Raw genomic sequence first — 21,940 nt, forward strand, 5'->3', positions numbered from 1 at the left:
CCTTGGGGGAGGCGCGTCGCGAGGCACCGACGGAGGATTCGAGCAACCGTGGATGCGCAAAGCCGTGGACGGGCGGACGAGATCGACCCCGCCGACCAGTGGGTGATCAATCCCCGCACCGGCAACTACGAACTGCGACTGGCCGACTCCGCCGCGCAAGCGCGGCCGAAGGTCACCGCACCCCGCAGATCACCGTCTGCTCCCTCGACTCCCACCACCCCCTCCCCCGGGGTGCCGAGGCCGCGCCGTGGCGACCCGCCCCCCGGCGGCCGTCGCGGCGGCCGCTCCCGCAAGGGTGCGGGCGCGGGCGGCGGTGGACGCCGCAAGAAGGCGCTGGCCGTCACCGGCGGCGTGACGGCGTTCCTGCTGGTCGGCGGCGCGGTGGCGGGGTACCTCTACTACGACCACCTGAACGGCAACCTCAGCGTCACCGACGTGGCGGGCGCGGGCACGGGCGGTTTCAAGAAGGACCAGGCCATCAACATCCTGGTCATCGGAACCGACAAGCGCACCGGCGCGGGCAACGAGGACTACGGGGACAAGGACAGCGTCGGCCACGCCGACACCACGATCCTGTTCCACGTCTCGAAGGACCGGACCAACGCGACCGCGCTGTCCATCCCCCGCGACCTGATCGCCAACATCCCGGCCTGCCCGACGAAACAGCCGGACGGATCGACGAAGACGATCGCCCCCTCCAAGGGCACCCGCTTCAACACCAGCCTGGGCCAGGAGGGCCGCGACGCGGGCTGCACCATGCGCACGGTCAAGGAACTCACCGGCATCGAGGTCGACCACTTCATGATGGCCGACTTCAACGCCGTCAAGACGCTGAGCACGGCGGTCGGCGGAGTACCGGTGTGCCTGGAGAAGGCCGTCAACGACGAGGAGGGTTCCCACCTCAAGCTGGACGCCGGCGAACACCGGCTGCAGGGCGAACAGGCCCTCGCCTTCGTCCGCACCCGGCACGGCTTCGGCAACAACAGCGACCTCGACCGGATCAGGATCCAGCAGCAGTTCCTGGGTTCGATGATGCGCGAGATGAAGTCGAAGGAGACGCTGACCAGCCCCAAGAAGTTCCTCTCCCTCGCGGAAGCCGCCACCAAGTCGCTGGGCGTGGACTCGGGAATCGGGTCCATCGGCAAACTCACCGATCTGGCGGGCGAGTTGAAGGGCATCGACACGAAGAACATCACCTTCACCACCCTGCCGGTGCTCGACAACCCGGCCGAACCGGTGGGCAAGAAGGCGACCGTCGTCGTCGACCACGCCCTGGCCGATCCGCTGTTGCAGATGATCCGGGGGGACGTCTCGCTCACGGAGGTCGAGAAGAAGGAGCAGGCCGCCAAGGAAGCGGCCGACGCGGACACCAAGGCCAAGCAGGACGCGCTGCTCCAGGGCGCCCGCGCGGCCGCGGCGGACGTACGGGTGAGCATCTACAACGGAGGCGGCCCGAAGGGCTCCGCCTCCACCACGCTGAACTGGCTGCAGAACAGCAAGGGCGTGCAGAGGTCCAGCAACGTCGGCAACGCGCCGGAGAAGGTCGGCGCCACGCAGCTGGAGTACGCCCCCAACCAGGCCGACCAGGCCCGGGCGTTGGCGGACATCATGGGTCTGCCCTCGACCGCGCTGAAGATGGGGACCGCGGACGCCTCGGCGAAGACCCCGATGAAGCTGACGCTGGGTCCCGACTTCCAGCAGCCGGGCGCCCCGCTGGCGGCCCCGGTGCCCCAGCAGCTGCCCGAGGACGTGCAGCGGTCGCAGGCCGACAAGGCGACCTGCGCCAAGTAACAGGACTCGGCCGGAGACACCGGCACTCTGTTGACCAAGAAGGATCTTGAGGGGGACGTGTGAGGCGCAGCAGCGTGCGAGGAGAGGGGGCGAACGCCCCCGCCACCGAGGAGATATCCGGCGGCGGGGCGAACGCGTCCGGCACGGTGCCCCCACAGCGGGGCGGCTCCAGGACGGGGCGCCCGGAGGCCGGTGCCGTCCCCGCCCGCAGGCAGGGCCGGCGGCGCGTGCTGCGCTGGACGGCCTCCGTACTGTCCCTGCTGATACTCGGCACGGCGGGCGCCGGATACCTGTACTACCGCCACCTGAACGGCAGCATCCAGACGGACGCGCTGAACCTCGGTGAGACCAAACTGGGCGGTTCCAAGCCCAACGCCTTCGGGCAGACCCCGCTGAACATCCTGCTGATCGGCTCCGACGCGCGCGACGACGCGGCGAACCAGGCCCTCGGCGGGGCCACGGACACCTTCGACGGCCCGCCGCTGGCGGACGTGCAGATGCTGCTGCACCTGTCCGCGGACCGCAGCAACATGTCGGTCGTCTCGATGCCGCGCGACACGATGCTGATGATGCCCAAGTGCACCGAGCCGGGCGGCAAGGTGCACCCCGCCAGCAAGGGCCTCGTGCAGACCAACGAGTCGCTGCAGCGCGGCGGTCCGGGCTGCACGGTCGCCGCCTGGCAGGAGCTGACCAAGATCCCCATCGATCACTTCATGATGATCGACTTCAAGGGTGTGGTCTCGATGGCGGACGCCATCGGCGGCGTCCCGGTTTGCGTGGAGGAGAACGTCCACTCCCGTACCCGGGACGGCAAGGGCTCCGGCCTGAAGCTGCCGAAGGGTACGAGCGTCATCCAGGGCGAGCAGGCCCTGCAGTGGCTGCGCACCCGCTACGGCTTCGAGGACGGCACCGACATCGGCCGCACCCACGCCCAGCACCAGTACATGACGTCGATGTCCCGCGAGTTCCGCAAGAACGCCAAGCTCACCAACCCGGTGAAGCTCAACAGCCTGGCGCAGGCGGCGATCCAGGCGATGGTCGTGGACACCGGCCTCAACAAGATCGACAAGCTGTACGACCTGAGCATGGAGCTCAAGAAGGTGCCGCCGGGCCGGATCACCATGACCACCATGCCGTGGGTCTACAGCACCAAGCCCGGTCTGGACGGCCGGGTCGAGCCCATGGCGGGCGAGGCCGAGGCCGTGTTCCGGATGGTCCGCGAGGACATCGCGCTCGACGGCAAGGGCTCCGGGACCCCGGCGGAGGGTGCCTCGCCGTCCCCGGGTGCCTCCGCGTCCGGGGGCACGCCGACGACGGCCGCCCCGAGCGCGGCGCCGACCACGGCCCCGGCCGCGGCTCCCGCGAAGATCGCGGTCGGCGTCCGCAACGCCACGGGCGGCAAGGCCGGCGCCGAGGCCCGGGTCAAGAACCGGGCGAACGAGGTGGCCGCGGTGCTGACCGGCAAGGGCTTCACCAAGGCCACCGCCGACACCCAGACCGGCGCCGAGGACACCACGGTCGTCCGCTACGCCACGGACGCCCAGGCGGCCGACGCGGGCGCCGTGGCCACCGCCCTGGGCCTGCCCGCCTCCTCGGTGGAGAAGTCCGAGGAGGTCTCCGGGATCACCCTGTTCGTCGGCAAGGACTGGCGGACCGGCAGCGCGCCGACCCCGCCGCCGCCCGCCCCGTCCGTGGCCCCGACCTCGGCCCACGCGCTCAACGGCGACAACGAGGGCGCCTGCATGGCGGTCCAGCCGGGCTTCACCTGGTAGCGCGCACGCGAAAGGGGCCCGGCCCGGGGACTGCGGCGGTTCGCAGCAGCCTCCGGGCCGGGCCCCTCCGTACGTCTCAGACCTGCGAGGAGTCCCGCCGCACGGCCGGCCGGCGGCTCGCGATGACCTTGTTCGCCAGGGCCCGCGGGCTGGTCAGGAAGCCGAAGCCCCAGGACAGGTGCATGGTCGCCAGGGCGACGGGGATCTGCGCCCGGGCCTTGATCCCGAGCCCCTTGCCCGCCGGTACGGAACCCGCGGTGATCGCCGCGAGATAGCCGGCCGGGACGACGAAGGCCAGGGGGGTGACGGTCGCGCCCACGACCACGCTCGCGGCGATCGCGCACACGAGGGTCGGCGGGGCCAGGTACCGCAGGTTGATGGAGCCCGAGTGGTAGCGGGCCACCACGTGCCGCCAGCGCCCGTAGTCCTTGTACTGCTTGGCCAGGGCCCGTACGGAGCGCCGCGGACGGTACTGGACCATCAGCTCCGGCGAGAACCAGATGAGGCCGCCGGCTTCGCGGATGCGGAAGTTCAGCTCCCAGTCCTGGGCGCGGATGAACTCCTCGTTGTAGCCGCCCTGCTGCTCCAGCGCCTCGCGGCGGAAGACCCCTAGGTAGACGGTCTCGGCCGGTCCCGCCTGGCCGCCGGTGTGGAACGGCGCGTTGCCGACACCGATCTTCGAGGTCATCGCTGCGGCGACGGCCTCCTCCCAGGCGTTCTCGCCCTCGGCGTGCATGATGCCGCCGACGTTCTGGGCGCCGGTCTCCTCCAGGAGGCGGACGGCGGTGGCGATGTAGTTCGGCGAAAGCATGCCGTGGCCGTCCACGCGCACCACGATCGGGTGGCGCGAGGCCTTGATGGCGGCGTTGAGCGCCGCCGGGGTCCGGCCGGTGGGGTTCGGCACGGTGTGGACTCGGGGATCCTCCGCGACGAGTTCGGCGGCGATCTCGTCGGTGCGGTCCGTGGACGGCCCGAGTGCGATCACCACCTCCATCTCGCCCGCGTACTCCTGTTCCAGGATGTGGCGGACGGAATCGCGCAGGTAGTGCTCCTCGTCGAGCACCGGCATGATCACCGAGACTGCGGGCTGCTGGGTGGGCATGTGGTCCTTCAAGGTCGGGTATCGGTGTCACGTTACCGCGTACGGGGGAACCGGGTGCGCGCCGAGCGATCGGTAGGGACAGCTGCTGATCGTATGGGCCTACTGTTCTGCGGAATAGGCCGATCCGGTCGCCGATCCGGTCAGTGTCCCCGGCCGGTCTCCCTGCTGCCCCCGCGGAGGTGTCCACCGTGCCCCAGCCGCACCGTCCCGCCCGTCCTGACGGGCCGCCCCGGCAGCAGCGTGCCCGGCGCGGCGCAGGCGGCCCTGCCCGGCACCGGGGGGAGCGGCCCCGGTGGGGCGTACGGATCGCGGCCGGGCTGTCGGTGGCGGTGCTCGGCTCCGGGGCCGTCGGGCACGCCGTGATGACCGGTCTGGACACCGGGATCGAGCGGGTGGACCCGTTCAAGGACATGAAGAACCGGCCGCAGGCCGGACACGGCCTCAATTTCCTGCTGGTGGGCACCGACGGGCGGGAGAAGATCTCCCCGGAGGAGAAGCGCGAGTACCGCCTGGGCGGCGCGCCCTGCCACTGCACGGACACGATCATGCTGGTGCACCTGTCGGCCGACAAGGAACGGGCCAGTGTCATCAGCCTGCCCCGCGACAGCTACGCCGAGGTGCCCGCGCACCGGGACCTCGTCACCGGCAAGGCGCACAAGGCCCACCCCGTTCGGCTGAACGCGGCGTACGCGGAGGGCGGGCCCAACCTGACCGTGCGGACCGTGGAGAACATGACCCGGGTGAAGATCGACCACTACCTGGAGGTCGACTTCACCAGCTTCATGAAGACGGTCGACGCGATGGGCGGCGTGGAGATCTGCACGGCCAAGACCATGCGGGACCGCAACACCGGCCTCGACCTGCTGCCGGGCAGCCACCGCCTCAGCGGCGGGCAGGCCCTGCAGTACGTGCGCTCGCGCCATGTCGACGGGGCCTCCGACCTCGGCCGGATGCAGCGTCAGCAGCGCTTCGTCGCCGCACTGATCAAGCAGGCGACCGGGGGCGGGGTGCTGCTGAACCCGGTGAAGTTCAAGGAGGTCAGCTCCACCCTCCTCGGTTCCGTCCGGGCCGACAGGGGCTTCGGCTCGGAGCAGATGCTCGCCCTCGGGCAGGCGATGCGGGACTTCACCCCGACCTCCTCGGAGTTTGCCTCGGTGCCCATCGGCAGCCCCTCCTTCCCCGTCAAGGGCATCGGGTCCACCGTGAAGTGGGACGAACCGAAGGCGGCCAAGCTGTTCGAGGCGCTGCGCCAGGACCGGCCGCTGGCCCCGGCCCGGCCCGCACGGACCGGCGGCGGCCCGCCGGCGGCCGTGCCGGTGGACGTGCCCCCGCGCGAGGTCCGGGTCCAGGTGGAGAACGGCACCCGGATCGACGGAATGGGCGGCCGGGTGGACGCCGCGCTGCGCGCCACCGGCTTCGACACCACCCGGGCCCCGGGCAACGGGGCCGGCCGCGAGGTCAAGCGCACGGTGATCACGTACGACCCCCGCTGGGACCGCTCCGCCCGCTCGGTGGCGACCGCGCTGCCCGGCAGCGAGCTGCGGGCCGTGGCGGGCCAGGGCCGGACGGTGGTGGTGATCGCGGGCGCGGACTACCGCAAGGTGGTGCCGGTGCGCGCCGAGGACCCCTACCAGGGCTCCTTCGGGGTGGTCACCGGTGACCAGGTGGTCTGCGGGGACTGAGCCCGGACGGGCGGGGCGTCAGTCGTCGAAGCCCTGGGCCGCCCGCTCCTCGCGCAGCGCCATGATCGCCTGGCGGCGGGCGAGCCGGTGGGTGCGGCGGATCTGGGCCTCCTGGTAGCGCCGCTCGTCCTGCTCCGTCTCCGGGAGGACGGGCGGGACCTCGCGCGGCTTGCCGTCGGCGTCGACCGCGGCGAAGACGAGGTAGGCGGTGCCGACCTGGGTGGCGGGGGTGGACTCGTTCCACCGCTCCGCGAGGACGCGTACGCCGATCTCCATGGAGGAGCGGCCGGTCCAGTTGCACTGGGCCTTCACGTGGACGAGGTCGCCCACGCGCACGGGCGCGAGGAAGGCCATCTCGTCCATGGAGGCGGTGACCGCCGGGCCGCCGGAGTGGCGGCCGGCCACGGCGCCCGCCGCGTCGTCCACCAGCTTCATGATCACGCCACCGTGCACCGTGCCGAGGAGGTTGGTGTCGTTGGCGGTCATGATGTGGCTGAGGGTCGTCCGGGAGGCTGCGGTGGGCTTCCCGGGCAGCTCGCCCGGTATCTGTGTCATACCGATACCTTAGATGGCTCGTGGAGGCATCAGCTCTGCAACAGCAGCGGTACGGAATGCGGACCGGGCTGTCGGAGCACGCACCCGGGCGTGCATTCTTGGGCGCATGAATGACTGGCCAGAAGGTCGTGACGACGCGTACGGGCGCGGCAGCGCGCAGCCGCAGCCCGAGGGTGTGCAGCGGATGCGGCACATCCAGCGGCAGCCGCAGCCGCAGCAGCCTCCTCGGCCCGCGCAGCCCCCGCGCCCGCAGCGCCCGGCGGGCCCGCCGCCCGCGTACGGCGTACCCCCGCAGCAGGCGGGCGGCCACGACGCGTACGGCGGTTACGACAGCGGCTACAACACCGGCCAGGTCTACGGATCTCCGCAGGGCGGTGCTCCGGGCGGGCCGGGAGGCCCCGGCGGGCCGTCCGGGCCCGGCCGCCCCGGCCGGGCGCCCGGTCCCGCGCCGGACTGGCGCAAGCGGATCAAGGTCGGCTCGATCGTGCTGGTCTCCGCGCTGCTCGTGACGTCCGTCGCCACCTACTTCTGGGCCGACTCCAAGGTGCGCCGCGAGGTGGACCTCTCCAAGGTCATCGAGCGCCCGAAGGAGGGCGACTGCACGACGTACCTGATCGTGGGCTCCGACAGCCGCGAGGGGATGTCCGACGAGGAGAAGAAGAAGCTGCACACCGGCTCGGCCGAGGGCAAGCGGACCGACTCGATGATGATCCTGGCGAAGTGCTCCAGCGGGAACACCATGATCTCGCTGCCCCGTGACTCGGACGTGGAGATCCCGTCCTTCGTGGGCTCGCAGTCCGGCAAGACGTTCCCCGCCCAGGGCCGACGGGTCAAGCTCAACGCCGCGTACGCGGAGGACGGCCCCGAGCTGCTGGTGCGGACGGTGGAGCACAACACGGGCCTGCGCATCGACCACTACGCGGAGATCGGCTTCGCCGGCTTCGCGAACATCGTGGACGCGCTGGGCGGTGTGGAGCTGAACATCGAGGAGGGCTTCAAGGACGAGAAGTCGGGCGCCGACTTCAAGGCCGGCAAGCAGACCCTCAACGGCGAGCAGTCCCTGGCCTTCGTCCGGACCCGGTACGCCTTCGCCGAGTCCGACCTGCAGCGCACGAAGAACCAGCAGAAGTTCCTGTCGGCGCTGGCCAGTCAGGCCGCGACGCCGTCGACGATCCTCAACCCGTTCTCGCTCTATCCGATGCTGGGCGCGGGCCTGGACACCCTGATCGTGGACAAGGACATGGGCCTGTACGACATGGGCCAGATGTTCTTCGCGATGAAGGGCGTCAACGGCGGTGACGGCGTGTCGATGAACATGCCGATCTCCGGCCAGCGCGGCGGCAACCTCGTCTGGGACAAGGCGAAGGTGCAGCAGCTGGTGAAGCAGATCCAGAACGACGAGAAGGTCACCGTCCGCGGCAACTGACCGCGGCGGCGGCCTCCCCGCCTCCCCGGGCCCGGATTCAGGCGTCCGGGGAGAAGCGGATGGCGGCGGCGGGCAGCCGTGCCTCGCACCACACGCGGGCGCCGGCGCGCAGTTCGTTGTCGGCTCCCACCTCGGCCCCGTCGCCGACGACCGTGCCGTCGAGGACGGTCCGCGCGCCGACCTCGGCGCGGGCGCCGATCAGGCTGGCGTTCACCTGGGCGTCCGGGCCGATGACGGCGTCGTCGAGGACGATGGAGCCCTGGACGACCGCTCCGGCCCCGATCCGGGCGCCCGCACCCACGACGGTGCCCCCGGACAGCTTGGCCCCGGCCGCCACCTCGGCGCCGGGCAGGACCAGGTACTCGCCGCGGCGTCCGGGGACGGCCGGGGAGGAGACCACGCCGCGTACGAGGTCGGCGGAGGCCTGGATGATCGACTCGGGCTTGCCGAGGTCCATCCAGTACGTGTTCTCGGTGACGCCGTGCAGCTTGGCCCCGGCGGCGAGCAGACCGGGGAAGGTCTCGCGCTCGACGGAGACCGGCCGGCCGGCCGGGATGGAGTCGATCACGCTGCGGCGGAAGACGTAGCAGCCGGCGTTGATCTGGTCGGTGATGATCTCCTCGGGGGTCTGCGGCTTCTCGGTGAAGGCCAGCACCCGCCCCTCGGAGTCGGTGGGGACCAGGCCGAAGGCGCGCGGGTCCTCGACGCGGACCAGGTGCAGGGAGACGTCGGCGTCGGCCGCCTCGTGCGACTCGACCAGCCCGGCGATGTCCAGGCCGGTGAGGATGTCGCCGTTGAAGACGAGGACGGAGGAGTCCGGGCCGCCGGTCAGGCGTGCTCCGGCGTTGCGGATGGCGCCGCCGGTGCCGAGGGGCTCGTCCTCGACCACGTATTCGAGGCTGAGGCCGAAGTCGGAGCCGTCGCCGAAGTAGGGCTCGAAGACCTCGGCCAGGTAGCAGGTGGCCATCACGATGTGCGTGACACCGGCGGCGGCGGCCCTGGCTATCTGGTGGGCGAGGAACGGGACGCCGGCCGTGGGGACCATCGGCTTGGGCGTGTTCACCGTCACGGGGCGCAAGCGCGTCCCTTGTCCGCCGACCAGCAGGATCGCTTCCGTCATTGCGTTCTCCCCAACCGATTCCGGCGTACGAAGGTCCAAATTTAGCCCATGCGGGTGCCCCCACGGGCGAGGTGTGCGTCGCCTGCGCCGCAGGCCAGGGCCTCAGGCGGCGAACGGGTTCGCGTGGCCGGGCAACTGCTGCCCCGGGCGCAGGAATCGCTGCCCGCCCTGCTCGTCGCGCACCGCGAAGCACCCGGCTTCCGTCAGGCGCCGGGCCAGTTGCTTCCGGCGGAGCTGCCCGCCCTTCAGCGCCACTGTGAGGATCACCACGAGGCTGCCGCCGGAGGCAAGCGCCTCGACCCGCGGGCCGGTGGCGAGCTGGAGCGCGGTCACGAGCACGCAGCCGAGGTAGCACAGCACCATCTGGCCCCGGCTGGTGACGAAGCGGGCCGCGAGGTCGAAGGCGATGAGGTCCTTCAGCACGGCCACGGCGCCGGCCGCCTCGGGGACGGGCTTCAGCGACCCGGGCTCCAGCCCCGGCACCGTCCCGCCGATCCCCGCCCGCGGATGGGCGGTGAGGGTGGCCGCCTCGCGGGAGCGCGCCCCGGGACTCGGGTCCCGGTACATCCGCAGGAGGATCTGCGCGTCCTTGTACCCGGTCGCGTGGGCCGAGCCGTACACGTAGCCGTACTGCTCCGCCACGTACGCGAGGGCGGCCGCCTTCGGGCGGGAGCCCTGGGGGCCTATCTCGATGACGTCCTGCTGCCGGGCGATCTGCCGGAGCATCGCCGATATCTGACGTTCCGCGGACATCCCGCTCCCCCCTGGGCCCCGCGCCCGGGGGCCGACCGGCGGACAGCCTAGGGTGCGCCGCCGGCCCGTCGCACGTGGCCCCCGGCCGCACGCCGGGAGCCACGTGTTCGGGCGGGGCCGGGCCCCTACGGCAGGTTGCGGGCCATGACGATCCGCTGGACCTGGTTGGTGCCCTCGTAGATCTGCGTGATCTTGGCGTCGCGCATCATGCGCTCCACCGGGTAGTCACGGGTGTAGCCGTAGCCACCGAGGAGCTGAACGGCGTCCGTGGTGACCTCCATGGCCACGTCGGAGGCGAAGCACTTGGCCGCGGCGCCGAAGAAGGTCAGATCGCCGTCGACGCGCTCGGACTTGGCCGCGGCCGAGTACGTGAGCTGACGGGCGGCCTCGATCTTCATGGCCATGTCCGCGAGCATGAACTGCACGCCCTGGAAGTCGCCGATCGGCTTGCCGAACTGCTTGCGCTCCTGGACGTAGCCCTTGGCGTAGTCCAGCGCGCCCTGGGCGATGCCGAGCGCCTGGGCCGCGATGGTGATGCGGGTGTGGTCCAGGGTCTTCATCGCGGTGGCGAAGCCGGTGCCCTCGGCGCCGATCATGCGGTCGGCCGGGATCCGGACGTTGTCGAGGTAGACCTCGCGCGTCGGGGAGCCCTTGATGCCGAGCTTCTTCTCCGGGGCGCCGAAGGAGACGCCCTCGTCGGACTTCTCGACGACGAAGGCGCTGATGCCCTTGGAGCGCTTCTCCGGGTCGGTGACGGCCATGACCGTGTAGTACTCGGAGACGCCCGCGTTGGTGATCCAGCGCTTGACGCCGTTGAGGACCCAGAAGTCCCCGTCGCGCACGGCGCGGGTCTTCATGCCGGCGGCGTCGGAGCCCGCGTCCGGCTCGGAGAGCGCGTACGAGAACATCGCGTCGCCCTTGGCCAGCGGGCCGAGGTACTTGGCCTTGAGCTCCTCGGAGCCGGAGAGGATCACCGGGAGCGAGCCGAGCTTGTTCACGGCCGGGATGAGGGAGGAGGAGGCGCAGACACGGGCCACCTCCTCGATCACGATCACGGTGGCGAGGGCGTCGGCACCCGCGCCGCCGTAGGTCTCGGGCACGTGGACGGCGTGCAGGTCGCTGGCGACCAGGGCGTCCAGGGCCTCCTGCGGGAAGCGGGATTCCTCGTCGACCGCGGCGGCGAACGGCAGGATCTTCGCCTCGGCGAGCGAGCGGACCGACTCGCGGAGCATGTCGTGCTCCTCGGCCGGGCGGTACAGGTCGAAGTCGGCAGAACCCGCCAAGATCTCTCACTCCCCAGGGTGATGCGTGATGCTAACTACCGTTAAGTAACCCAAGCCTAGTGGTCCGGTCACGGATGGCGATATGGACGGACCACGTGAGATGGGTGACAGCGGGGGTCTCCTGGGGAACGTCCCCGCTGGTGGGCCCGACTATGCTCAGTGGCCGCAAACGGCCCCGCACCTCTGGAGCACCCATGGCCCCCCTCAGGATCACAGTGATCGGCACCGGATACCTCGGTGCGACCCACGCCGCCGCGATGGCGGAGCTGGGATTCGAGGTGCTGGGGCTGGACGTGGTGCCCGAGAAGATCGAGATGCTGTCCTCGGGCCGGGTCCCGATGTACGAGCCCGGACTCGAGGAACTGCTGGCCAAGCACGTGGCCGGACTGCCCGGCTCGACCGGACGCCTGCGCTTCACGACCTCCTACGAGGAGGTCGGCGCCTTCGGCGACGTCCACTTCGTCTGCGTGAACACCCCGCAGAAGCACGGCGAGTACGCCTGCGACATGTCCTACGTGGACTCCGCCATCGCCTCGCTGGCGCCGCACCTGACGCGGCCGGTCCTGGTGGTCGGCAAGTCCACGGTGCCGGTGGGCTCGGCGGAGCGGCTCGCGGTGAAGCTCGCGGAACTGGCCCCGGCGGGCACTGACGTGGAGCTGGCCTGGAACCCGGAGTTCCTGCGGGAGGGCTTCGCGGTGGACGACACCCTGCACCCCGACCGGATCGTGATCGGGGTCCAGGGCGACCGCGGCGAGAAGGTGCTGCGGGAGGTGTACGAGACGCCGATGTCGGAGGGGACCCCGCTGGTGGTCACCGACTTCCCGACCTCGGAGCTGGTGAAGACCGCCGCGAACTCCTTCCTCGCCACGAAGATCTCCTTCATCAACGCGATGGCCGAGGTGTGCGAGGCGGGCGGCGGCGACGTGGTCAAGCTGGCGGAGGCCATCGGCTACGACGAGCGGATCGGCGCGAAGTTCCTGCGCGCCGGGATCGGCTTCGGCGGCGGCTGCCTGCCCAAGGACATCCGGGCCTTCATGGCGCGCGCCGGTGAGCTGGGCGCCGACCAGGCGCTGACCTTCCTGCGCGAGGTCGACTCCATCAACATGCGGCGCCGCGGGCACATGGTCGAGCTGGCCCGGGAGGCCGTGGGCGGTTCGTTCCTCGGCAAGCGGGTCGCCGTGCTCGGAGCCACCTTCAAGCCCGACTCCGACGACGTACGGGACTCCCCCGCGCTGAACGTGGCCGGGCAGATCCACCTCCAGGGCGGCCAGGTCACCGTCTACGACCCCAAGGGCATGGACAACGCCCGCCTCGTCTTCCCGACCCTCGGCTACGCGGACTCCGCACTGGAGGCGGCCCGCGGCGCGGAGGTCGTCCTGCACCTCACCGAGTGGCGCGAGTTCCGTGACCTCGACCCGGCGGAGCTGGCCGGCGTGGTGACCGACCGGCTCGTCCTGGACGGCCGCAACGCGCTGGACCCGGTGCGGTGGCGTGCCGCGGGCTGGACGTACCGTGCGATGGGCCGTCCGCGGGCCTGAGCCGTCCGCCGGTGCGGCGCCGTTGCGGGGGCGCTGCCCCCGAACCCCCGCGCCTCGATCGCCGGCGGGGCTGTTTCTGGCGGGGCCGAGCTAGCGGCGGTGGCCGGCGGCGCGGGAGGTGAATTCCGCGTCGCGCAGGACGCGCGCGGCGTTGCCCCAGGTCAGCAGGGCCACCTCGGACTCCGGCCAGCCGCGCTCCAGGAGCTCCGCGATCAGCCGCGGATAGCCCGAGGGGTCGGTCAGGCCCGTCGGGCGGGGGTGGCCCGGTCCGGTGCCGAAGGTGGCGCCGAGTCCGACGCCGTGCGGGCCCGCGATGGCCCGTACGTGGTCCAGGTGGTCGGCCACCGCGTGCAGCGAGTCCCCGGTGCGCGCGGTGTCGAAGGTGACCATCGCCAGGCCGTTGGCCTCCCGCAGCGCGGCCAGGACCTCGTCGGTCACGTTCCCCGGATGCGGGTTCAGCGAGGCCGCCCCCGTGTTCGAGATGATCACCGGCGCCTTGGAGGCCCCGGCGAGCCGGCGGGCGACCGCCGGCGCGCAGCCCGTGAGGTCCAGCAGGATGGCCAGCCGGTTCGCCTCACGGACCACCTCGTGGCCGAAGGCCGTCAGCTCGTCCCGCGCCCAGGGCGCTCCCGCGGGCGCGAGGATCCGTACGCCCAGTGCGTGGAAGGCGCGCAGCGCGCCCAGGGAGCCGGTCAGGGTGCGGCCGGGCACCGGGCCCAGGAACGAGGCGATGCGGCCCCGGTTGCGGGCGTCCGCCAGATCGCCGGCGCCGAGGGCCAGGCAGAGGCTGTCGGGGTAGCTGCGCAGCAGGGTCAGCGCCGTGTCGATCTGGTCCAGCGTGTCGGAGAGCACCTGGTCGCAGGGGGCGTCCTCGCCCGCCCGCGCCGACGGCACCAGCAGGGACCAGAACTGGGCCCCCACTCCCCCGGCGCGCAGCCGCGGGATGTCGGTGTCCACACCCGTGTCCGAGGTCTCGATGTCGTGGTACGGGCTCTGGTGCAGGGTCCGGACCAGGGTGTTGCACCCGTCGGCCACGGGATGGACGGCCAGCAGCGCCACGGCCCGGTCCAGGGCGCCCGCCGCCACCGCCACCGCGGGTGCGGGGAGGTCTTCGGCTCCGATGCCCCCGGAGTGGGGTTCGTCCTGCAGGTCGGCCATGGCGTTCGCTCCGGTCTCGGCGGCAGCGGGGAAGAGGCGCTGCCACCGTGACACGCGGGACGGCCGGGCCGCCCGGCGGACGCGGCGTTCGGGTGACCCGCAGGTCACACCCTGTCACCGCGTCCGCCGGGTGGTGCGTCCGCTATCGGATCACCGCGTTCGACGGGCCCCGGGAGGCCGACAGGTCGCGGGCCACCGACTCCGCGTCGCGCAGCACCCGTACCGCGTTGGTCCAGGTCAGCTTCGCCAGGTCGGCCCTGGACCAGCCGCGCGTGAGCAGCTCGGCGACGAGGTTCGGGTAGCCCGCCACGTCGTCCAGGCCGGACGGGGTGAAGGCCGTGCCGTCGTAGTCCCCGCCGATGCCGATGTGGTCGATGCCGGCCACCTCGCGCATGTGGTCCAGGTGGTCGGCCACCGTCGCGGCCGTGGCCACGGGGCGCGGGCGCCCCTCCTCGAAGGCCCGGTGCAGGGCCATCGCCTCGGGGGTGGTGTCCAGGTGGTGGAAACCGTGCGCCCGCAGGTTCTCGTCCGCGGCCAGGGTCCACTCGACGGCCGCCGGGAGGATGAACTTCGGTACGAAGGTGGCCATCGCCACGCCGCCGTTGCCCGGCAGCGTCGCCAGTACGTCGTCGGGGATGTTGCGCGGGTGGTCGCAGACCGCGCGCGCCGAGGAGTGCGAGAAGACCACCGGAGCGGCCGAGACCTCGATCGCGTCCCGCATCGTCGTCGCCGCGACGTGCGAGAGGTCCACCAGCATGCCGACGCGGTTCATCTCGCGGACGACCTCGCGGCCGAAGTCGGTCAGGCCGCCGTGCCGGGGCTCGTCGGTCGCCGAGTCCGCCCAGTCGATGTTGTCGTTGTGCGTGAGCGTCATGTACCGCACGCCCAGCTGGTGCAGGGCGCGCAGGGTGGCCAGCGAGTTGTTGATGGAGTGGCCGCCCTCGGCACCCATCAGCGAGGCGATCCGGCCGTCGGCGCGGGCCGCTTCCATGTCGTCCGCCGTCAGCGCCCGCACCAGGTCGCCGGGGTAGCGGTCGATCAGCTGGGCGACGACGTCGATCTGCTCCAGGGTGGCGCTGACGGCCTCGTCACCGGCGTAGTCGGAGCGCACGTAGACGGACCAGAACTGCGCGCCCACCCCGCCGGCGCGCAGCCGGGGGATGTCGGTGTGCAGGTGCGCGGACTGGTCGCCCGCGATGTCCCGTCGCGCCAGGTCGTAGCGCACCTGCTCGCGCAGCGCCCAGGGCAGGTCGTTGTGGCCGTCCACGACGGGGTGTTCGGCCAGCAGCTCGCGCGCCTCGTCCAGACGCTGCGCCGCGCTCACTTCCCGAACCCGAAGGACTCCGCGTTCGCGACCTTCGTGCGCAGCCGCTTGCCCTTCTCGGTGGCCTGGTCGTTGAGCTCCTGCTGGAAGTCGCGCATCCGGGCCAGCAGCTCCGTGTCGTGCGCGGCCAGCATCCGTACGGCCAGCAGGCCCGCGTTGCGCGCTCCGGCGACCGAGACGGTGGCGACGGGGACCCCGGCCGGCATCTGGACGATCGACAGCAGCGAGTCCATGCCGTCGAGGTACTTCAGCGGCACCGGCACGCCGATGACGGGCAGCGGGGTGACCGAGGCGAGCATGCCGGGCAGGTGGGCGGCTCCGCCCGCGCCCGCGATGATCGCCTTCAGCCCGCGGTCGGCGGCCCGCTCCCCGTACTCGACCATCTCGCGCGGCATCCGGTGGGCGGAGACGACGTCGACCTCGTAGGGGATCTCGAACTCGTCGAGGGCCTGGGCGGCCGCCTCCATGACGGGCCAGTCCGAGTCGGAGCCCATCACGATGCCGATGACGGGGCCTGCGGCGGTGGTGCTCATGCGGTGACCGTTCCTCTGAGGTAGTCGGCGGCGTGGCGTGCGCGCTCCAGCACGTCGTCCAGGTCGTCGCCGTAGGTGTTGACGTGGCCGACCTTGCGACCGTGTTTCACGTCCTTGCCGTACATGTGGATCTTGAGCTGGGGGTCGTGGGCCATGCAGTGCAGGTAGGCCGCGTACATGTCGGGGTAGTCCCCGCCCAGCACGTTCGCCATGACCGTCCAGGTGGCACGGGGACGCGGGTCGCCCAGCGGCAGGTCCAGGACCGCGCGCACGTGGTTGGCGAACTGGGAGGTCACGGCCCCGTCCTGGGTCCAGTGACCGCTGTTGTGCGGGCGCATCGCCAGTTCGTTGACCAGGATCCGGCCGTCGGTGGTCTCGAACAGCTCCACGGCCAGGTGGCCGGTCACGCCGAGTTCCTTGGCGATGCGCAGGGCGAGGGCCTGGGCCTCGCCCGCGAGGGCCTCCGAGAGGTTCGGGGCCGGGGCGATCACCGTGTCGCAGACCCCGTCCACCTGGCGGGACTCGACGACGGGGTAGGCCACCGCCTGGCCGTGCGGGGAGCGGACGATGTTCGCCGCGAGCTCGCGGACGAAATCGACCTTCTCCTCCGCGAGGACCGGGACGCCCGCCTTGAAGGGGGCCGCCGCGTCCTCGGGGGTGCGGACGAACCACACGCCCTTGCCGTCGTAGCCGCCCCGCACGGTCTTGAGGATGACGGGGAACCCGCCCACCTCTTCGGCGAAGGCGGCCACGTCGTCCGGATCGCCCACGATCCGGTGGCGGGGGCTGGGCGCGCCGATCTCGTCGAGCTTGGCGCGCATCACCCCCTTGTCCTGGGCATGCACCAAAGCGTCGGGCCCCGGGCGGACGGGGATGCCGTCCGCTTCCAGGGCCCGAAGGTGCTCCGTGGGTACATGCTCGTGGTCGAAGGTGATCACGTCACAGCCGCGCGCGAAGGCACGCAACGTCTCCAGGTCGCGATAGTCGCCGATGACGACATCGCTCACGACCTGGGCCGCCGAATCCTGCGGGGTGTCACTGAGGAGCTTGAATCTGATGCCGAGGGGGATGCCCGCCTCGTGGGTCATGCGGGCGAGCTGGCCGCCGCCGACCATACCGACTACCGGGAACGTCACTCCTCCAGGGTATCCGCCGGTATTCGGCCATCGGGACCCGCATGGACACGGCCCCGGCCCGGTCCGCCCGTGTGCCGTGTGTCGCAGGGTGCCGGAAGGCACAGACGCGGCGCAGGGGGGAGACTTAGCATGGGTGGGTTGACGGAGAACACCGGACGCCCCGTAAGCGGGCGGTGACCGACAGGACTGACCTACTGATGAGCACGCCTGGCGGATCTGTCGTCGAACGTGTACGCGGCCTCGTACGAGAGGTGGCCAAGTTCGGGGCGGTCGGCGGTCTGGGTGTCCTGGTCAACCTGGGTGTCTTCAACCTGATCCGCAACACCACCGATCTGCAGGTGGTGCGCGCGAGCGTGATAGCCACCGTCGTGGCCATCGCCACGAACTACATCGGCTTCCGCTACTTCGCCTACCGGGACCGCGCCAAGAGCGGCCGCACCCGCGAGCTGGTCCTGTTCGCCGCCTTCAGCGGCATCGGCCTGGTCATCGAGAGCGGCGTGCTCTACACCGCCACCTACGGGTTCGGCTGGGACGGCCCGCTCGCCAGCAACGTGTTCAAGTTCATCGGCATCGGGACCGCCACCGTGTTCCGCTTCTGGTCGTACCGGACCTGGGTCTTCAAGGCCCTGCCCGCGCCGGCGGAGCCGGCCGAGCCGATGCCGGAGCCGGCGCCCCTGCCGAAGCCGGACCGCAGGCCGGAGCCGATCCCCGAGCCGGCACCCGCGAGCAACTAGTACGCCTCAATGCCCCTGGGGACGGCTCAGCGGACCGTGGCCTGCGGTTCGGCCCGTTCCGGGGCCGTGCGGCTGAGGAACAGCGCGAACACCGGCGGCTGGGTCTGGAGCAGCTCCAGGCGCCCGCCGTCCGCCTCCGCGAGGTCCCGGGCCACGGCGAGGCCGATCCCGGTGGAGTTGCGGCCGCTGATGGCCCGCTCGAAGATCCGGTTGCCGAGGTCCGGCGGGACGCCCGGTCCCTCGTCCGTGACCTCCAGCACCGCCTGGTTGCCGATCACCCGGGTGCGCAGCGCGACCGTGCCGCCGCCGTGCATCAGGGCGTTCTCCACCAGCGTGGCCAGCACCTGCGAGACCGCGCCCGGGGTGCCGACGGCCCGTACGCCCTGGCGTCCGGAGCGCACGATGGCCCGGCCCGCGCTGCGGTAGGCCGGCCGCCACTCCTCGACCTGCTGCTTGACGACCTCGTCCAGGTCGAAGGGGACCGCCGAGCCCGTCCGCGGGTCCCGCGAGTTCGTGAGCAGCCGCTGCACCACGTCCGTGAGCCGCTCCACCTGGGTCAGGGCGATCGTCGCCTCCTCCCGGACGGTCGCCAGGTCGTCGGTGACCGTGATCTCCTCCAGCCGCATGGAGAGCGCGGTGAGCGGGGTGCGCAGCTGGTGGGAGGCGTCGGCGGCCAGGCGCCGCTCGGCCGTCAGCATCCGGCCGATCCGCTCGGCGCTGGAGTCCAGCACGTCCGCGACCCGGTCCAGCTCGGGAACTCCGTAGCGCTTGTGCCGGGGCCGCGGGTCGCCCGATCCGAGCCGCTCCGCGGTCTCGGCCAGGTCGGTGAGCGGGGAGGCCAGCCGGTTGGCCTGCCGTACGGCGAGCAGGACGGCCGCCACGACGGCCAGCAGGGCCACCGCGCCGACCACGGCCAGGGTCCGCCCGACCTCGCGGGTCACGGTGGCGCGGGACTCCTCGACGACCACGACCTCGCCCTGCTCCCCGCGGGCCGTGCCGCGGATCACGCTTTCGGGGATCGGGGTGCCCACGTCCACGGCCGGCTGGCCGGGGACGGTGATCCGCGCGTGGTGGCCGGCGTCCAGCTGCTCGCCGAGGGCCACGGGGTCGATCGGCTTCTTCTCCAGGACGTTCGCCTCGACGACGCCCACGAGCCGCAGCGCCTCGGACTCGATGCGGTCCTGGGCGCTGCTGGTGATGGTCCGGGTCTCCACGATGACGAGGGAGACCCCGAAGACGGCGATCACGACGAGCACCACGGCGAGCGTGGAGTTGATGAGGCGGCGGCGCATGCCCTAGAGCATGCCCCAGGTGGGGCCGGAGGAGGCGGTCAGCTCTTCTCGAAGCGGAATCCGACGCCCCGCACGGTGGCGATGTACCGGGGGTTGGCGGCGTCGTCGCCCAGCTTCTTGCGCAGCCAGGAGATGTGCATGTCGAGGGTCTTGGTGGAGGACCACCAGGTGGTGTCCCACACCTCGCGCATGAGCTGGTCGCGGGTGACGACCCGGCCCGCGTCGCGGACCAGGACCCGCAGCAGGTCGAACTCCTTGGCCGTGAGCTGGAGCTCTTCCTCGCCCATCCAGGCCCGGTGCGATTCGACGTCGATCCGCACGCCGTGGGTGGCGGGGGGCTGGAGGGCCTCGGTGGCGCCGCGCCGGAGCAGGGCCCGGACCCGGGCGAGCAGTTCGGCCAGCCGGAAGGGCTTGGTCACGTAGTCGTCGGCGCCGGCGTCCAGGCCCACGACCGTGTCGACCTCGTCCGCCCGGGCGGTGAGGACCAGGATCGGGAATCCGTGGCCCTCGGCGCGCAGCCGGCGGGCGACCTCCAGGCCGTCCATGCCGGGCAGGCCCAGGTCGAGGACGACGAGATCGACGCCGCCCTGCAGTCCCGCGTCCAGGGCGGTGGGGCCGTCCTCCCGGACCTCGACCTCGTACCCCTCCCGGCGCAGGGCGCGGGCCAGGGGCTCCGAGATGGATGCGTCGTCCTCGGCGAGCAGTACACGCGTCATGTGGGTGATGTTAGTCCGCGGCGGCTGAAAGCAGAGGCCCCCGGGAAGGCCCCTCTCTATCTGGGCTTATGAACTACTAAGCGCCTTCGAATATGGTCGAACGGTTCCCGGCGCGCCTTGTGATCCATCTCTCAAGTCCTTTCATATGCCGCAGTGTCGTGTCGTATGGTGGCGAGACGCCTGATGCAATACCTCAGGGACCTTTGTGCCGAAAAGCAGCGCAAAGGTCTCTATTTCTGTCCTGAACCGGACGGACGGTCCTCTGGGGGGCCGGCCCGGCCCGTCTTGACGACAGTGAATGACCTGTTGGCCGGGCCCCTCGCGTGATGACTGCGCGGGCGGGCGTGGATCCCGGATACGGATGTCCTTCCGCCCCCATCCCGTGGGGCGGGCCCCGAGGCGTGGGGTGGGAGATCCGTCCGCCGGTGCCGGCCACCCCCCACCGGGCGCGGATGAGCTCACGAAGCCGATGCGTCCCGAGCAAGCAAGGATCGACCATGGCTTCCAGCCTGACGACGGCTTCTCCGAGCCCCGCTCACGAGAAGACCCTCCTCGGCCACCCGATCGGCCTGGCCACGCTGTTCATGACCGAGATGTGGGAGCGCTTCTCCTACTACGGCATGCGTGCGCTTCTCGTCCTGTACTTGGTCTCCGGCGGTGTCGACGCCGCGACCGGCAGCCAGGGCGGCGGCCTCGGCTTCACTGCGGCGACGGCCACGGCGATCTACTCCGTCTACGTGGCCATGGTCTACCTGATGGCCATGCCCGGCGGCTGGTTCGGTGACCGCGTCTGGGGCGCCCGCAAGACGGTCGCCATCGCCGGTGTCGTGATCATGGCGGGCCACGTGTCGCTCGCGCTGCCCGGCCAGATCGCGTTCTTCGTCGGTCTGCTGCTGGTCGCGGTCGGCTCCGGTCTGCTGAAGGCCAACATCTCCACGATGGTCGGCCACCTGTACCGCGGTGTGGACGACCCGCGCCGTGACAGCGGCTTCACGATCTTCTACATCGGCATCAACGTGGGTGCCCTCCTCGCCCCGGTCGGCATCGGCATCGTCGGCGAGACCGTGAACTGGCACCTCGGCTTCGCGCTGGCCGCCGTCGGCATGGCCATCGGCCTCGTGGTCTACCTGCTCGCCGGCCGCACCCTGAGCCCGCAGAGCAGCATCGTCCCGAACCCGCTGAGCGCGGTCGAGCGCAAGGCCGTGATCGTCAAGGCCCTGGCCGTCCTGGCCGCCGTCGCCGTCTTCTACGGCGCCGTGGTCGCCGCGGACATGTTCACCATCAAGTGGGCGCTGTACCCGATCACCATCGCCGGTCTGCTCATCCCGGTCGCCGTCCTCGTGCGCATCAAGCGGGACAAGGACCTGTCCGCCGTCGAGCAGACCCGGATGAGCGCCTACATCTGGTTCTTCGTGGCCGCCGCCGTGTTCTGGATGATCTACGACCAGGGCGGTTCGACGCTCTCGCTCTTCGGTGACAAGAACTCCGAGCGCTCCCTGTTCGGCTGGGAAGTCCCGACCACCATCTTCCAGTCGCTGAACCCGCTCTTCGTGGTGGCCCTGGCCCCGGTCTTCGCCGCCGCCTGGGTGGCCCTGGCCCGCCGCAACCGCGAGCCCAGCACCATCGTGAAGTTCTCGGTGGCCCTGGTCATCGTCGGCGCCTCGTTCTTCGTCTTCGCCCTGCCGCTGAGCCAGACCTCCGGCAACGACACCAAGGTCACCATGTGGTGGCTGGTGCTCATCTTCCTGATGCACACCCTCGCCGAGCTGTGCCTCTCCCCGGTCGGCCTGTCGGTCACCACGAAGATGGCGCCGCAGAAGTACGGCTCCCAGATGATGGGCGTCTGGTTCCTGGCCGTCACCGCCGGTGACTGCATCACCGGTCTGATGGGTCTGGCCGACGTGCAGCTGAACGGCGTCGGAGTCATCCTCTTCCAGGCGGTCGCCGCGACGCTCGCCGGCCTCGCGATCTTCATGTACCGCAAGAAGGTCAACGCCCTCATGGGCGGTATGGGCTGACGCGTTC

18 protein-coding genes are annotated in these 21,940 nt (G+C 71.4%); 7 read left to right on the plus strand and 11 right to left on the minus strand.

Annotation, left to right across the window (positions count from 1 at the left end):
• Nucleotides 1-48 precede the first annotated feature (48 nt).
• Nucleotides 49-1,791, plus strand: a complete 1,743-nt coding sequence (locus tag ACXNSR_RS15570) for an LCP family protein (RefSeq protein ID WP_458642612.1) — start codon at nt 49-51, stop codon at nt 1,789-1,791.
• Nucleotides 1,792-1,850: 59 nt separating this feature from the next.
• A complete protein-coding gene (locus ACXNSR_RS15575; RefSeq protein WP_458642613.1) occupies nt 1,851-3,563 on the plus strand; it encodes an LCP family protein in 1,713 nt (570 codons plus the stop codon).
• 76 nt (nt 3,564-3,639) lie between these two features.
• Here the strand turns inward: ACXNSR_RS15575 and ACXNSR_RS15580 are convergent, their stop codons facing one another.
• Nucleotides 3,640-4,665 (minus strand): glycosyltransferase family 2 protein, encoded by a 1,026-nt coding sequence (locus tag ACXNSR_RS15580; protein ID WP_458642614.1) that lies wholly within the window; start codon nt 4,663-4,665, stop codon nt 3,640-3,642.
• Between the two features lie 188 nt (nt 4,666-4,853).
• Here ACXNSR_RS15580 and ACXNSR_RS15585 point away from each other — a divergent pair, with 188 nt between their 5' ends.
• Nucleotides 4,854-6,347: an LCP family protein gene (locus ACXNSR_RS15585; protein ID WP_458642615.1), complete on the plus strand. Its 1,494-nt coding sequence runs from the start codon at nt 4,854-4,856 to the stop codon at nt 6,345-6,347.
• Between the two features lie 18 nt (nt 6,348-6,365).
• On the opposite strand, the gene ACXNSR_RS15590 is transcribed toward ACXNSR_RS15585, so the two are convergent.
• Nucleotides 6,366-6,902: an acyl-CoA thioesterase gene (locus ACXNSR_RS15590; RefSeq protein ID WP_030014427.1), complete on the minus strand. Its 537-nt coding sequence runs from the start codon at nt 6,900-6,902 to the stop codon at nt 6,366-6,368.
• 106 nt (nt 6,903-7,008) lie between these two features.
• Here ACXNSR_RS15590 and ACXNSR_RS15595 point away from each other — a divergent pair, with 106 nt between their 5' ends.
• Complete coding sequence (locus ACXNSR_RS15595) at nt 7,009-8,328, plus strand: LCP family protein (RefSeq protein WP_458642616.1); 1,320 nt, start codon at nt 7,009-7,011, stop codon at nt 8,326-8,328.
• Nucleotides 8,329-8,365: 37 nt separating this feature from the next.
• Here the strand turns inward: ACXNSR_RS15595 and manB are convergent, their stop codons facing one another.
• From manB to ACXNSR_RS15610, 3 genes are all read right to left on the minus strand, one after another.
• On the minus strand, nt 8,366-9,448 hold the full coding sequence (manB, locus tag ACXNSR_RS15600) for a mannose-1-phosphate guanylyltransferase (protein ID WP_458642617.1): 1,083 nt from the start codon (nt 9,446-9,448) through the stop codon (nt 8,366-8,368).
• A 102-nt stretch (nt 9,449-9,550) separates the two neighbouring features.
• Entirely contained in the window at nt 9,551-10,201 is a 651-nt protein-coding gene (locus ACXNSR_RS15605) for a hypothetical protein (protein WP_458642618.1), read from the minus strand.
• A 125-nt stretch (nt 10,202-10,326) separates the two neighbouring features.
• On the minus strand, nt 10,327-11,484 hold the full coding sequence (locus tag ACXNSR_RS15610; protein WP_030387007.1) for an acyl-CoA dehydrogenase family protein: 1,158 nt from the start codon (nt 11,482-11,484) through the stop codon (nt 10,327-10,329).
• 194 nt (nt 11,485-11,678) lie between these two features.
• On the opposite strand from ACXNSR_RS15610, the gene ACXNSR_RS15615 reads away from it, so the two are divergent.
• Nucleotides 11,679-13,022: a UDP-glucose dehydrogenase family protein gene (locus ACXNSR_RS15615; protein ID WP_458642619.1), complete on the plus strand. Its 1,344-nt coding sequence runs from the start codon at nt 11,679-11,681 to the stop codon at nt 13,020-13,022.
• A 90-nt stretch (nt 13,023-13,112) separates the two neighbouring features.
• On the opposite strand, the gene ACXNSR_RS15620 is transcribed toward ACXNSR_RS15615, so the two are convergent.
• The 4 genes from ACXNSR_RS15620 to ACXNSR_RS15635 all read right to left on the minus strand — a co-directional run bounded on the left by ACXNSR_RS15620 (nt 13,113) and on the right by ACXNSR_RS15635 (nt 17,173).
• Nucleotides 13,113-14,180 (minus strand): membrane dipeptidase, encoded by a 1,068-nt coding sequence (locus ACXNSR_RS15620; protein WP_458642620.1) that lies wholly within the window; start codon nt 14,178-14,180, stop codon nt 13,113-13,115.
• 142 nt (nt 14,181-14,322) lie between these two features.
• The gene (locus ACXNSR_RS15625) at nt 14,323-15,504 is read right to left on the minus strand and encodes a dipeptidase (protein WP_458642621.1); all 1,182 of its coding nucleotides are present in this window, start codon (nt 15,502-15,504) and stop codon (nt 14,323-14,325) included.
• Nucleotides 15,501-16,037 (minus strand): 5-(carboxyamino)imidazole ribonucleotide mutase, encoded by a 537-nt coding sequence (purE, locus tag ACXNSR_RS15630; RefSeq protein WP_458642622.1) that lies wholly within the window; start codon nt 16,035-16,037, stop codon nt 15,501-15,503. The genes ACXNSR_RS15625 and purE overlap by 4 nt, the downstream gene beginning before the upstream one ends.
• Nucleotides 16,034-17,173 carry a 5-(carboxyamino)imidazole ribonucleotide synthase gene (locus tag ACXNSR_RS15635; RefSeq protein ID WP_458642623.1) on the minus strand — a complete coding sequence of 380 codons (1,140 nt, stop codon included), beginning with the start codon at nt 17,171-17,173 and terminating at the stop codon, nt 16,034-16,036. Before ACXNSR_RS15635 ends, purE begins: the two co-directional genes overlap by 4 nt.
• A gap of 197 nt (nt 17,174-17,370) precedes the next feature.
• On the opposite strand from ACXNSR_RS15635, the gene ACXNSR_RS15640 reads away from it, so the two are divergent.
• Nucleotides 17,371-17,907, plus strand: a complete 537-nt coding sequence (locus ACXNSR_RS15640; protein ID WP_458642624.1) for a GtrA family protein — start codon at nt 17,371-17,373, stop codon at nt 17,905-17,907.
• A gap of 26 nt (nt 17,908-17,933) precedes the next feature.
• On the opposite strand, the gene ACXNSR_RS15645 is transcribed toward ACXNSR_RS15640, so the two are convergent.
• Nucleotides 17,934-19,199, minus strand: a complete 1,266-nt coding sequence (locus ACXNSR_RS15645) for an ATP-binding protein (RefSeq protein WP_458642625.1) — start codon at nt 19,197-19,199, stop codon at nt 17,934-17,936.
• A gap of 38 nt (nt 19,200-19,237) precedes the next feature.
• On the minus strand, nt 19,238-19,915 hold the full coding sequence (locus ACXNSR_RS15650) for a response regulator transcription factor (RefSeq protein ID WP_030724697.1): 678 nt from the start codon (nt 19,913-19,915) through the stop codon (nt 19,238-19,240).
• 497 nt (nt 19,916-20,412) lie between these two features.
• Between ACXNSR_RS15650 and ACXNSR_RS15655 the strand changes: the two genes are divergently transcribed.
• Nucleotides 20,413-21,933 (plus strand): peptide MFS transporter, encoded by a 1,521-nt coding sequence (locus ACXNSR_RS15655; RefSeq protein WP_458642626.1) that lies wholly within the window; start codon nt 20,413-20,415, stop codon nt 21,931-21,933.
• The last annotated feature ends 7 nt before the right edge of the window (nt 21,934-21,940 follow it).

The sequence above is a fragment of the Streptomyces sp. NC-S4 genome, from assembly GCF_054353315.1.